Below are 14,014 nucleotides of genomic sequence, written 5' to 3' on the forward strand. Positions count from 1 at the left end.
TTAATTAAACAATTGTGTTTGGCCAAGCTTTTTTAATCTCCAATGTCCATTGCCAACATGTTCACCAATAGATTCCAAAACATTCAAGATCGTTTGCTTTTCTGGAGTTATACCATTACGAAGCAATGGGATAATATGAAGAACGATATCATCGAATGATGCATTCTTGCCTTGATGTTCCATTCGTGTTAGATAGCTCAGCACATAATAGCGTACTCGTAGGTTGAGATCAATATGAGTTCTGAATTTTGCGTTTTTCTTTATCGTGAATTTTTCCGTCGCTTCAGCGTAGTCGAAGTTCTCAAATAGAATTGGAGTTAAGTCACTGTACTCTTTTTTCATGAGGTCAAGAAAACCTAACTCCAATCCCTTAATGATTAATTCATCATTGATTGCTCCAATGTTGCACCATGATATTTTGCGATTATTCCTTCTGATGTTTGCATTATGATTTGTTCGACGTCCATGCCAAGATGCGCTCTCATAATTGCTTTTGGATTGCGAACTTTTCGAAAGTTAATTATGAGTTGACCTGATAAAACTGTGAATGGATTCTGTCTTTTCTTAAAACTTGTTTGTCCATTTTTTTGTGCAACTGCACCTACATATTCAAAACCGCAATCCTGAGCTGTCTCAATAATTAAGTGCCAGAACTCCGGGTCTTTGTGAGCAAACACAAAGGACATCCAACGATCAAATTTTAGAACACGATACATTTCACGGATGCTTTCAGCAATTAATTGATTGTAGCTGTCTTTTGTTTTCTGATGCTCCCTCCTTCAATTGCTTCATCAGAATAATCTTTTTCGGTGACCTTCAAATCAAGCCAAGCGTTCCACATGATTGATAAGTCGAGGTAGGGAATTTTTTTGCAATATGGTGGATCAGTATATATGTAATCCACATTTTCATTCTGAATCCAATCGAGATTTGCAGCTGTACCCTTAAGTACTTGTATATTGCGAATAGTTCGTTCATTGATGAAAAATTGCATTTCTTTCTTTGCGTCGCAAATTTTCTTAAATCGAAGGGAGAAATACTTCATCACATCAACGTCTTTGGGATCAGGAGCAATTCGATTCTATAATACTGAAATGCACTCGCGTTTCCTTGTCCGTCTTTTGTTGCAACTTTTCCGGTGTGGTACGTTAGGTTCACTTTAGTCACGAGCCCAGAAAACATAAGTAGTAAAGAATTTCTGATCTCTATTGATTTCTCTTCATTAATAATAGACTGTAAAACTGCGAGCTGTGCAATTTGTTTATCTGAAAACAAATCTTCAACTACTGAAACATCTGATCCCTTTGGCAAACGAATACCTTTTGGATATTCATGTCTTCTTAATGCACTTTCAATTTCTTTTTTGGTGTTCGGTTCTTCTTTCACATACTTATTCCTCACCCGCTCAAAAGCTGTTGATAGCTTTTCATAGTTTACTGGCTCAATTAAAGAATTTACAATAAAAACTGCTAAGGGATTAAGATCGATATTTATTGCTCTACGATTGTTCATTAATGCTTCAATTCCTGTTACACCACTTCCCGCAAATGGGTCAAGAACAAGATCACCGGGCTTTGAAAAATTCCTGATGTACTCTCCAACAACATTCCATGTTTGCTTCGTAAAATATCCATGAATTCCAAAATGCCTTTTAGCTGCTCTTTTCTTCACTGGAATTTCATCGGGAAGTGGGCGATTCTTATAGTCAAAACCATCTCGGGCTGTATAGTTTACTTCTGGCTCATACACGAATTTCTTTCCTGCCTGAAAACTATTGAGAGAAAGAAATTTTTTCATTTCATCCCAATGGTATTCTATTTCATCAAGTGAAAAAAAGAGAACCGGCTTTTCAGTATTAGGACGATAGGCAATAAATTGTTTTCCATTGCAAACAGCAAAGTAGTTACTTCGGATTTCAGGATGAATAGCATAACTGAAAACTTGTTCAAGATTTCCTGATTCGTTTACTTTTTCGTCTGGGGATTTTGCATCAAGAACCCAAGCGTAACTTTCATCAATCTTCATTGCATAGTCAGGAATGATGGTAACTGGTTTTTTTGTACTACCAATTTTTACAAAAGGATGTTGAAGTGATTTACTGCGAATAATGCTAGAATGGCTGTAGCCTAGTTCTTTTAAAATTGGAAGAATAATTTCTTCTCTTACGCTATCTTCCTTGAAGTCCGGATTACGATCAATCTTACTTATATCGAGTGAACCGAATAGTTTTTCTTTTGTGATTGTATCCATGAGCAGAAGACAAAGCTAAGAAATGGCGAGAGGAATTTTGCAGCCGTTGTCGGTCCCTTGACCGACGACTACGTGCAGCTCAAAAACTTTTAATTCACTACCGGCAGAAAAGAATACTCTTTTCCATACTCGAGCATCTGCTGTGTGAAATTCATCGGGTACTCGATCTTAACATCGCTAACAGAGTTACCATTCATTACAGGAACTAATTTAGGCTGTATGAATCCCCGGTAAGGTGCTATTCCTAATTTGGTATACCGGTCAAGAACCTCTTTATGTAAAGCAGGATCTACCTTCACGCCATAGTTTTCAACTAATGCGCTGCCGGCATTGTAATCGCCTTCTGATTTAATGCGCTGCACTTCGCGAAGCAACTGGCCATACAGGTCGCGGAGCTTACTGTAATCGTTTATGACAAAATATGTTTTTCCATTCTTCATCACCTTTGAGATCACGTTTTCCGGTTGGCCGTACTGGTAGACCCATTGCGCAATCATCTGCCGGTTGCGCATATGCGCTTCCTCAACTTGGTTCTCGTGCTCCGGCAAGCGGGTTAACTGGATCATCAATCCATTATTAATCTGGCGGTCGTACTCTGCTTTTCCTACTTCAAGAGATGGCATCACACCTATTTCAATAAGCTTTGGATCCATGATATAATATAGTGCCACCAGATCGGCCCTGGCTTCTTCCAATGTATTCGAATAATTTTTAAGGGTCTCATTGAAAGAGCCAACACCCGAATTAATTTGTCCCGAACCATGTCCTATAACTTCATGCATGTCGGTATGAAGGTTATCTGCGAGCGCGCCGTATTTGGTGAGCCGGTCCTTAATGGTATCACTATAATAAAATTCTTCCAGCACACCGCTCGCCTTTCCATCTTCTGAATAAGCCTTTGTTATATTATCGATGCTTACCGATTTTGAGCCATACTCTTCCCGTATCCATTCTGCATTCGGAAGGTTGATTCCGATAGCTGTTACGGGTGCAAGATCACCTCCTTCCACCAGCACATTAATGACTTTTGCTGAAATACCTTTTACATTTTTCTTTTTATGCTGAGGCATTATAGATGAATGATCTTCAAACCATTGAGCCTGATCACCTATAGCTTTAATCCGCTTGGTTGCTTCCAAATCTTTAATAGAAACATATGATTCCCAGCTGCCTTTATAACCCAGGGGATCGTGATAGACTTCAATAAATCCGTTTACAAAGTCAACAACTGAAGTATCTTTTGCCCATTCAATACTGTACTCATCAAACTTCTTCAAGTCACCGGATTGATAAAACTGAATCAAGAGATCGATCACCTTTTTCTGATGTTCACTTTCTGCAAATGGCTCAGCCTTTTTCAGCCAGTAAATAATTTTTTCAATAGCTGGTGAATACATGCCACCTTCTTTCCATTGCTTCTCCTGGAACTCGTTACTTTCCTTCAGCAACTTGGTATTTAATCCGAATGAAGGCGGCTCCGGCGATTTATTTGCCGCCATCTTCGAATAAAAATCTGAAGCTTCTTTCTGAGTTACATCTTCATAAAAGTTGACAGCACTCGTCTGTACAAAATCACTGTTTGGATCGAGGTTGGTTCTTTTAGGAGCTACCTTAGGATCAAAAATTATTGAAACAATATTTTTTATAAAATCGTCTGCAGACTGTCCTATTATTACAGGTAACAATGATTTATCACATTTTTTCAGCTGTTCTTTAAACCACACTTCGCTGCATTCGGGAATAAATTTATTGCTGGAATAGTGATGATGGATTCCATTGGAAAACCAGACCCGCTTGGTATAAATCATAAACTTTGTCCAATCACCTGAAGTAGTATCGGCTTTTCCGGAATTGATAATGGCTTCCAGAGTCTTGCGCACCATTAAATTATCTTTATACAGCTGATCATAAAAGATATCACGGCCGGAAAGTGCCGCTTCATATAAATAATAGCAAAGGGTTTTTTGTTTTAACGATAGCTGGTCAAAGCCTGGAACCTGGTATCGCAATACGCGCAGGTCTGCAAATTGCTCCGTAAAAACAGGGAAGTCTTTGGTATTTGAAAAAGGCAATGATTCTTCTTGTTTTAAAACCGCTTGACGATTGCTGATCACAGGGAAAAGAGTTGCCATAGAAAAAATTGTAAAGTAGAGGATATTCATGCATGCTAATTATGGATGTAAGCAAAGATATAAGATAACATAAAAGTAAAAACTGAATTCAGGGTATAAAACATACCACGAATTCAGTTCAATTACCTCTGAAGGAATTGTTATCCTAAAATTATCCGATCATTCTTCCTGATTATAGGTATCTGCTAATTAAATGAATCACAACAAGTCACTCTTTCATAAATTTTGTTTCCATATGTTCGCTTTCAGAAACTATGCGAATTAAATAGGAGCCTTTATTTAATAATTCTACATTAAGTTTATATTCATTCGTTCCATCATTAGGCATTATTGTTTTTTCAATAATAATTTGCGCCATCAGATTAAGTATCTGAATCTTACTTTGCTTTTGATTTTTATTATTAGCAATCCAATGCAGTGTAATGGCGGAAGTTACCGGATTTGGATAGATTTCTAAAGTTGCCTTACTATTAAGCGAACCATCTTCCAGTTTAGCAGCATCCGTTGTAAAGGTATTAATAGCTGTATAATTAGACTGTTCGGTACCTTTCTTATTACACCATGTTTGAATGTTCCAATCAAATTTTTTGCCCGGTGTTAAGTTCATTAATGTATAAGATGTGGCAGAGGAGGAAACTTTCACTCCGTGCCAGTTTACCGTTCCGTGCTTACGGTATTGCAGGTAGTATTTAACGGCTCCTGTCGAAGCATTCCAGTTTAATTTAGCAGAAGTGCTTGTAATATGGGTTGCTTTAAGAGAAGAATTACTGGGTCTGGCGCATGGATCCCATGAATATCTTGAAGAGCGATAAATGCCATCTGAGTTTTCGTATTGCAATTCCCATTGTATAACGTTACTCGCGTCTACTTCAGTGATATTTGGAAACTCACCGGTAAGAGGTATAAATCCCCAATCGATAAGCGTGTTGCCATTATCAAGGCGCTGAACACTACCTGTGGCAGTGCTTGCCAAATCTTTACCATTAATCAGCGGATGAGCATAAGACCATACCAGCTTCGCTTTTTTATGCACCTCATCTAACTGATACTCCTTTGCGTAGCTGGTATTTGGTGTACCGTAGTTATTATTATCGTATAAAGTAATATTCCCATTCGCTATCCGGCGTGCATCATGCTGATAGTTAAATTGTGCAGGGTCATTTGTAAATGTGAATTGATTTTTAACACCGCCCCATCTCCAGATAAAGTCACCTGTATTGATATCAATCTTATTCACCTGATCCAGGTGACGACTGGATACTATGAGATTACCATCGGTATCCACTTCAATGGAATTCATGTGCACAGGCTCAATTTGCCCATTGGTCAGGTTTTCGTGAGGCGCCTCAGTAATATCAATATAATCAGCGCTATTCCACTCAAACAGCAGATTGTCCGCCTTATCGAATTCCTGAATTACATTCCAGGTTACCTGAGCATTAGGCTGACCACCATAGGTAGTCAGGTCCATAATTTCAACATCAAAACCAATTAAAAAATAGTGACCGTCGGGAAAAATCTGTAATTCATGAAGATCTGTGCTGTATCCATTCACAGCTACAAACGTATCTATTCTAAGGTAGTTGGAATCATACATCAAAAAACTGTTTGTATCACTGTCATCATAGGCAGTTAAATACCCATTATGATTTATAGTCCAGCCAGATCCTGTTGTTGGTGAGGTACGTTCATAAACTGAATCACCGTTGCTTTTTATAATCCACATTTTTTGTTCAGCGAGCCCTCTGTTATTGCTTAAAAAGACTTGACCAGGCGCAGGATTTTTATTGGTCCAGATTGAGTAATCGGAAGGGTTGCTTCTGCTGTTTACTGACTGATTTTCCGAAAAACTGACCACATTATTAGTTTCATATTGCGCCTTTAATAAAGCAGCAGAAATCAGTTGCTCTTCCTGATCGGTATACTGCCTATGGATAGAAAAAACATAAGAGAAACCGGAATATAATTCTCCATTTAACTTTTGAATCCCAGGCTTTACGTTAACATATACTGTTTCTCCAAAAGTAAATGGATCGCTGGGTTTGAGGTTTATAGTTTTACCATCTGTCGCTAATGTCATCATAAAGGCGTGATTACCGCTAAGGGATCCGGTAATTGAAAAATACCGCGGTGATAATGCTTTGGTATTAAGTAATTCACCAGGTCTTATAATAACATTCCTGTCCGGATTCTGCATCTTTGAGCCTGGAAATGGTGAAACAAATTGCATTTGGGCCATAGCACAAAAACTGGGAATAACTAAGGAAAGAAAAAAGAGTAAAAATCTGATTTTCATGAATTGAAATTTTAGTCTTACAAATATAATTCCTGTACTGAAATGAACAGATGCAACATCACGGTACAGGTTAAATCAAACATTGATCTGTTGAATGGCTTTACCAGTTAATAAAGCTGGCTTTGCAAAAGTGAAAGAAACAATATGCTGTAATAATAGTTCAATTATAGTCACTCTGGATAAAGGAGGAAATGGTGCTTCTGTTTTTAATTCATGTAAAAAAAACCTTTATACAGAATTGATATTGGTTGATAATTACAATGACATTAATGAGATAAGAAGGTTTAATCCAGGAATGGAGAAACTTTCTTTATTCAATCTGCAAACTCAATTTCGGTCTTAAGATTTATTTCTTCCAGAATGGCGCTTACACTCAGGCACTCCTCCATAGGACCTTCGTAAACATTACATTTCCCTGTTTCATGCACCGTCCACGCAAATTTTTCGGCTTGCTTAATTGAACACTTAATAGCACGAATAAGCTGTTTTATTACTTCATCAAAGGTGTGCCAGTCATCATTAAATAGTATTACCCTTCCCGCCCCGGTAGTATCTGTATCAGAAGTTTTAACCCGTTCTAAAGTTTCTGTTGACATATTCAGGAAGTGAATTTAAAAAAATCCTGAATAGCGATGTACGTTTGTAAATTAAACCAGGATACATACATTTAAACACAACCTTTTTTTTATGGAAGACCAGCAAAGTGGATTCAGAAAAGAGATCCGGCTGCTTGATGGGGTAATGCTGGTAGCAGGAACCATGATCGGCTCCGGTATTTTTATTGTAAGCGCAGATATTGCCCGGAATGTGGGCTCCTCTGGTTATTTATTACTGGTGTGGGCTCTTTCAGGATTGCTTACGATAATTGCAGCGCTGAGCTATGGTGAGTTAACCAGCATGATGCCCAAAGCAGGCGGACAATATATTTTTCTTCGGGAAGCATATAATCCGCTTATTGCTTTTTTATATGGATGGACGTTATTCCTGGTTATACAAACCGGGACAATAGCTGCAGTGGGAGTGGCTTTTGCTAAATTCACAGGCGTATTTATTCCCTTTTTCAGTCCGCAAAATATAGTTGCAGACTTAGGTATTCTGAAGATAAATACACAGGAGTTGCTGGCAATCTGCATAATCATTCTTCTTTCCTACATTAATATTCGCGGTGTAAAAAATGGAAAGATTATTCAAACATTTTTTGGCAGTACCAAAATTCTGGCATTGTTTGCCTTAATTGCTATTGGAATATTTATACATGATGCCGCGGCAACAAGCTCAAATTTCGGCGCTCAGGCATGGGATGCAAAGAGAACGATTGTTGACAATGGCATATTAATGAACCGGGAAGCTTTATCGGGTTGGGCGTTAATAGTGGCAATAGGTTCAGCAATGGTAGGAAGTATGTTTGCGATGGATGCGTGGAATAATATCACTTTCGCGGGGGAAGAAGTGGTAAATGCAAAAAAGACCATTCCCGTAAGCATGGCGATTGGCACCATGATGGTTACCTTAATATACATGCTTGTAAATGTGGTTTATCTCACAAACATTCCTCTGGAAGGTAAGCCGGACGGATTAGTTGACTTTGCAAGGGGAATTCAGTTCGCAACCAATGACCGCGTAGGCGTTGTGGCTGCGGACGTGATGAGCGGCCACACGGCTGTATTGATTATTGCGGGTTTAATTATGATATCTACCTTCAGCTGCCTGAATGGGTGTATTCTTTCCGGTGCCCGTGTGTACTTTAAAATGGCGGATGACAAGCTATTCTTTAAAAGCATGTCACGTCTGAATTCAAAAGGTGTACCTGCAGTGGCGTTGATCTTCCAGGCAGTTTGGGCATCGCTGCTTTGTTTAAGCGGAACTTACAACCAGCTTCTGGATTATGTGGTCTTCGCCGTACTGCTGTTTTACCTGCTATCCATTGCAGGTATTTTTATCCTTCGGAAGAAAATGCCAAATGCTGAACGTCCTTATAAAGCATTCGGCTTTCCTGTATTGCCTGGTATTTATCTTGTGTTGGTGACATTAATTTGTTCTATTCTTCTTATCTATAAAACCAGCACCGCGGGATGGGGTCTTGTTATCGTTCTGGCAGGTATTCCAATATATTTTATTCTTAAAAGTACCCGCAAACAATTTTAGCTACCATGCATTAAGGCTGAGCCTGGATAATCATTTCAACTGATTTAATAAATTTTCAGCCTGAAGTTTAAAATTTCCATTAAGACCGATTATTTTTTTTAATTTTTCCATTGAAGTAACCTTCTCGTTTTTATAATTATATGCAAGCGCTTCATACCAGAGTGTTTGTTCATAAAAAACACTATTGACCTTTGAATCAATTTGCACTAGTTTCTGCAAAGCACTATCTGCATTTGCTGTTGTCAGATAGCTTATTCCGCAATAAAAAGCAGCGGTTTCATTTGCACGGTCAGCTTTAAGAACAGATTCAAAAAGAGGAATAGCCTGTGCATATTTACCGCTCTTATAAAAGGTAAGTGCTTCATCTAAAAGCGCTTTTATATCTGAACCTGCATTCTGTACTTGTATTGAAGCTTTCGGCGATAATCTAACGTCTTTTTCGTCTTTCACTGGACTTAATGGTCTTTCTGAACTATTACCTGAAGGGGGAATAACTATTTCGAAGGGCGCAGAGTATGGCTTAAATTGTTCACTGAAAATTTTTTCATTCTGCTTTTTTATCAAATAACCAATGAACCATGCCATAATAATAATAAGTACCATGGATGAAGCAATTTGAACAATGCTCCAGAACGGCAGTATTTTAAACATTCTTTCACCAGCTCTTGGTTGAACTTTTTGCCTGATTTCTTTAAGTATGACTCTCTGTTTTGAAAAATCCCTGTTAGCCATTAACCCTTCCAGGGCATCGGATAAAAAGGGATCATCGGCAAGCCGCTCTTCAACAGATCTTTTTTCAATAATGGATACACTTCCTTCTGCATACCGAAAAAAAAGCTCTTCGGTAATTTCGGGTACTGATGACGAAAACATCTTATTGATTTTCCCCTTCATGATTGCTTATTTAAGCTGATCTTTAAATTTCGTTTCCCATTTTGGATAAAGCTCTTTACCTGCTTAAACGTAAAGCCGGTTTCTTCTGTGATCTGCTCATAACTTTTTTCCTGAATGTAAAAAAGCTCTATACAAATCCGCTGATCGGCATTCAGAGCACGTATAGCTTTATCTAATTCACTTAGCCTGGTTTCATTTACTTTATCTTCCAGATGCAGCTCCGCGTTCCATTCCATAAGGTTCACCAGATCTTCATGAAGGTCAGGTCGAAGCTCTATGCGCCGTTTATCACTCCTGAATTTCATAAGACAATGATTTTTAGCGACACTGTATAACCAGGCTTTGAAATTCTCTATGTCATGAATTTTTAAATCTTTAAGAAGCTTTTCAAAAATTTCGATTGTTACATCTTTGCTATCCTCTTCACTGTTCAAATATTTCAGACAAACACCATACACCAGGTGTGTGTAGCGTGTGAATAGTATACCCACCAGGTGATTATCGCCGGTTTGCTTATATTTTGAAACAAGCGATAAATCATCTAGATTTTCGAGAGAGCGGTAAGTCAAAATATAAGCTATAGCTGGAAATCAGTAACCATTATCAGATAACGCTTTAAGCTGACTGAACATATGGTGAAAAGTAAATTTTTTAGAGCATATTTAAATTACCCGGGATAAGTCTTTATTGAATCGATTTAAGTCATATTAAGAGGTGCCTGTTGCAGAAAATTTATAAGTTCCAAAAGAAATCACTTTCGCAGAATAATACAATGCCGTGAAAAATTAAATTTGTTTAGATTTCAGAGTCTTACGCATTATTTGGTTGCAAATTGGTTGCCTCTTTTATTTATTTTCGCATTTGTAATATTTCCATTTTGACATTTTCTGATTTTGGTTTATGCCCTCCATTGCTTGAGGGTCTTGATGCGATGGGTTTCAATAAACCCACGCCTATACAGGAACAGGTAATTCCTTCCATTCTTAAACTAGAAGACGTAATTGCAACTGCCCAGACAGGAACAGGTAAAACAGCTGCCTATTTACTACCGATACTTAATAATATATCTCATAATTCAATTCCCCACACTTCCACATTAATTATTGCTCCTACTCGCGAGCTGGCGCAGCAAATAGACCAGGCCTTCCAGGGATTTGCTTATTTCACGCATGCAAGTTCCATTGCAGTTTATGGAGGCAGTGATGGAGATGTTTTTGAACGGGAAAAAAAAGCGATGCGCGAAGGAACGTCGGTGGTGATTGCTACTCCTGGCAGGTTATTGAGCCATCTGAATATGGGAAATGCAAAATTCGATCAGCTGGATTGCCTGATTCTCGATGAAGCTGACAAGATGCTCGATATGGGATTTTATGATGACATCATTCGTATCATGACCTATCTTCCTTCCAAAAGGCAAACACTGCTTTTCAGCGCCACCATGCCGCCTAAAATGCGTGAGCTTGCCCGGCGTGTTATGAAAAATCCGGTAGAAGTAAATATAGCAATGAGCAAGCCTGCAGAGGGAATTTTACAAGGAGCTTATCTGCTGCATAACGAACAAAAGATACCGCTGATAAAAAATCTTCTTGATCCTAAAAAGATTAATAGTGCCGAAAAGAAATTGGTAAGCGTTCTCATTTTTGCATCTACTAAAACGGGAGTTAAGACCCTTGAACGGGAACTGAAAGAATTGAAGTTGCCTGCCAAAGCCATTCACAGTGATCTTTCCCAGGAAGAGCGTGAGCGGGTATTGCTGGACTTTCGAAACCGTTCTACGATGATACTGGTAGCCACTGATATACTTTCGCGTGGAATTGATATTGATAATATAGGATTGGTGATCAATTATGATGTACCTCACGATGCTGAAGATTATGTACATCGTGTTGGTCGCACAGCACGGGCAGAATCCACCGGCGTAGCGCTCACCTTCGTAAATGAACAAGATCAGTTCCGGTTTGCTCAGATAGAAGCACTGATTGAAAGAGTGATTCCTAAAATAGCCTTACCAAAAGATCTGGGAGCTGCCCCCGCATGGAATCCTGGCAAACGTGGGAAAAGTGGTAATAAGAGAAAAAAATCTTTTAATCAGTCGCGGAAGAAAATCGCTCATTGAAGATGATTCAAAAACCTTAATTTATAGTTATCGACAATTTTTTGCGAGCTTAAGGTTTCAACCCATATAGAAGATAGTGAAATTTCCCTGGGGCGGAAGTATACTGCGCTTCTATTTTAATTCAACCTATCTTAGTGAACTACCATAATTTTTTCTCCCCGCAGCTTCACTCCGTTGAGCCTATAGCGAAAGCGGGGGAAGCTGCGGCATTAAAGGTTTCCCTACAGCAGTTTCTGCAGCTTCCTCTGCCCTGCACACGTATGCTTAAGGGAGAGAAGCTGCAAGGAGCAAGATACCGTATTTGCATCTATGTCCCTTGCTGCCCTCATATCATTAATGAAAATATGACTCAGGTAAGAATTATATCCTCGACTTCTTCTCCCCGCAGCTTCACTCCGTTGAGCCTATAGCGTTAGTGGAGGAAGATGCAGTATTAAAGGTTTCGCTACACCAGTTTCTGCAGCTTCCTCGCTTTCACTCATATGCTTTATTAGAGTGAAGCTGCAGGGAGATAAAATCTTTTAATCACTCGCGGAAGAAAATCGCTCATTGAAGATGATTCAAAAACCTTAATTTATAGTTATCGACAATTTTTTGCGAGCTTAAGGTTTCAACCCATATTGAAGATAGTGAAATTTCCCTGGGACGGAAGTATAGCGCGCTTCTATTTTAATTCAACCAGAGTTAGTGAACAATCATAATTTTTTTAATCCACTGCTCATCACCCTTCTTCATCTGTACCAAATACATTCCTTCTAGCCAATTGCCGGTGTTGAAGCGGATGGTATGTTCTTCGGATGGGAAACTTTTACTTTGAACAGATCTGCCGAGGGCATCATATATAGCTATACTCACAGAAGATTTAGATATTTGACTTCTTTGAACAATGAAGTAATCGCTTGCGGGGTTGGGATTAATAAGAAATGGTACATCATTATCTACTATATCTGCAATACCGGTACTTAACTGGCAGCCGGGAAGAAGACATCCATATTCATCTAACTTTAGTAGCCAAACATCCTGTGTATAAGGATGGCATGTACCAACAATTATAAAACCGCTATCCTTCGTTTGCGTAAAATCGTAAAAATAATCATCATAAGAATCATTTGGATAACGATAGGTATTAGACCAAAGAAGATCTCCAGCTACGGAAATTTTCATGATAGTACCTTCGATATTCAACCCAAAATGGCTTTGACCTCCTATATACACTAATTGACTATCATAGGTTATTTGAGTTTTCCAAAGACTTGCATTTTGTTGGGAATCAATTCCAAAGGTTTTATCCCATTTTTCATCTCCATTTCCATTTACATCTATAATCCACTGCTTCCAAAAGTGGTTGGAATCTTGCTTGTAGCCACCAGCTAAAAAATTGTTATCTGATGTATTAATAATTGTACGTAAACCATCATAAACACCAAATGTGCCGTATATTTTTTCCCATTGTACTATGCCACTTTCACTAATGCTTGCGAGATATGCATCATGTACTTCAAATTGATCGTAAACCGAGGTATAACCCGCAATCATGAAATTACCATCAATAGTTTGAATGGCTGAAACTGCACCAGTAAAAGTAGCCGTATCTCCACCAGTGGTGATTTGCCAGTTTAAGTTTCCATCAGGATCGGTTTTTAATATTTCAGCCTTAGTGCCATAATCAGCAATTAGTAAGGAACAAGTATCGGTAACAGCTGCATCTCCGACAGCAAGAAAACCTTTGTCGTTTGATATTATTACATCGCTAAAAATAGAATAGTGGTATGGTGTCGGTATATATGTTTTTATCCATATTGTATCAGCTAATGTATCCATAAGACATAGAAAGAAATTATGGCACAATCCATTATTGCAATCCGTGTTACCCCCGATAATTATACGGTTATCTGATACCTTTCTCATTTGTATTGGTTCCAAACCTATTTCATCTTTACGAATATTTTTTGTCCAAAGAGTATCTCCATTCAGATTAGTTCTTATCATATACATAGAAGGAGAAAGAAAATTGTAAGGATCGTAAGAGGCAGCCGCTATTAGATATCCACCATCTCTCATGGGAAGAATTGAGAATCCATTTTCGATTTGATTAAGGCTGTTATAACTCTTCTCAAAATATGTGGGCTGGGCACGAAGATTCCCAACCCACACATAAAAGCAAATCAAAAGTAAAATATA

9 protein-coding genes and 1 pseudogene are annotated in these 14,014 nt (G+C 38.4%); 3 read left to right on the forward strand and 7 right to left on the reverse strand.

What is annotated here, in order from left to right:
• The 4 genes and pseudogenes from H0W62_05405 to H0W62_05420 all read right to left on the reverse strand — a co-directional run bounded on the left by H0W62_05405 (position 1) and on the right by H0W62_05420 (position 7,274).
• Positions 1 to 2,250: pseudogene (locus tag H0W62_05405) on the reverse strand (type I restriction enzyme HsdR N-terminal domain-containing protein).
• An 89-nt stretch (positions 2,251 to 2,339) separates the two neighbouring features.
• On the reverse strand, positions 2,340 to 4,382 hold the full coding sequence (locus H0W62_05410; protein ID MBA3647976.1) for a dihydrofolate reductase: 2,043 nt from the start codon (positions 4,380 to 4,382) through the stop codon (positions 2,340 to 2,342).
• 208 nt (positions 4,383 to 4,590) lie between these two features.
• Complete coding sequence (locus tag H0W62_05415) at positions 4,591 to 6,678, reverse strand: aryl-sulfate sulfotransferase (protein ID MBA3647977.1); 2,088 nt, start codon at positions 6,676 to 6,678, stop codon at positions 4,591 to 4,593.
• Positions 6,679 to 6,992: 314 nt separating this feature from the next.
• Positions 6,993 to 7,274 carry an ATP-dependent Clp protease adaptor ClpS gene (locus H0W62_05420; protein ID MBA3647978.1) on the reverse strand — a complete coding sequence of 94 codons (282 nt, stop codon included), beginning with the start codon at positions 7,272 to 7,274 and terminating at the stop codon, positions 6,993 to 6,995.
• A gap of 91 nt (positions 7,275 to 7,365) precedes the next feature.
• Between H0W62_05420 and H0W62_05425 the strand changes: the two genes are divergently transcribed.
• On the forward strand, positions 7,366 to 8,823 hold the full coding sequence (locus H0W62_05425) for an amino acid permease (protein ID MBA3647979.1): 1,458 nt from the start codon (positions 7,366 to 7,368) through the stop codon (positions 8,821 to 8,823).
• A gap of 30 nt (positions 8,824 to 8,853) precedes the next feature.
• On the opposite strand, the gene H0W62_05430 is transcribed toward H0W62_05425, so the two are convergent.
• Positions 8,854 to 9,717, reverse strand: coding sequence for a hypothetical protein (locus H0W62_05430; protein ID MBA3647980.1), 864 nt, complete (start codon positions 9,715 to 9,717; stop codon positions 8,854 to 8,856).
• Entirely contained in the window at positions 9,714 to 10,286 is a 573-nt protein-coding gene (locus tag H0W62_05435) for a sigma-70 family RNA polymerase sigma factor (GenBank protein MBA3647981.1), read from the reverse strand. The genes H0W62_05430 and H0W62_05435 overlap by 4 nt, the downstream gene beginning before the upstream one ends.
• 362 nt (positions 10,287 to 10,648) lie before the next feature.
• Between H0W62_05435 and H0W62_05440 the strand changes: the two genes are divergently transcribed.
• Together H0W62_05440 and H0W62_05445 are read left to right on the forward strand one after the other, a co-directional pair.
• Positions 10,649 to 11,833: a DEAD/DEAH box helicase gene (locus tag H0W62_05440; protein MBA3647982.1), complete on the forward strand. Its 1,185-nt coding sequence runs from the start codon at positions 10,649 to 10,651 to the stop codon at positions 11,831 to 11,833.
• 134 nt (positions 11,834 to 11,967) lie between these two features.
• A complete protein-coding gene (locus H0W62_05445) occupies positions 11,968 to 12,243 on the forward strand; it encodes a hypothetical protein (GenBank protein MBA3647983.1) in 276 nt (91 codons plus the stop codon).
• 274 nt (positions 12,244 to 12,517) lie between these two features.
• On the opposite strand, the gene H0W62_05450 is transcribed toward H0W62_05445, so the two are convergent.
• The gene (locus tag H0W62_05450; protein ID MBA3647984.1) at positions 12,518 to 13,894 is read right to left on the reverse strand and encodes a T9SS type A sorting domain-containing protein; all 1,377 of its coding nucleotides are present in this window, start codon (positions 13,892 to 13,894) and stop codon (positions 12,518 to 12,520) included.
• Between the last annotated feature and the right edge of the window lie 120 nt (positions 13,895 to 14,014).

Source organism: Chitinophagales bacterium, from assembly GCA_013816805.1.
Taxonomy (GTDB): domain Bacteria; phylum Bacteroidota; class Bacteroidia; order Chitinophagales; family UBA10324; genus MGR-bin340.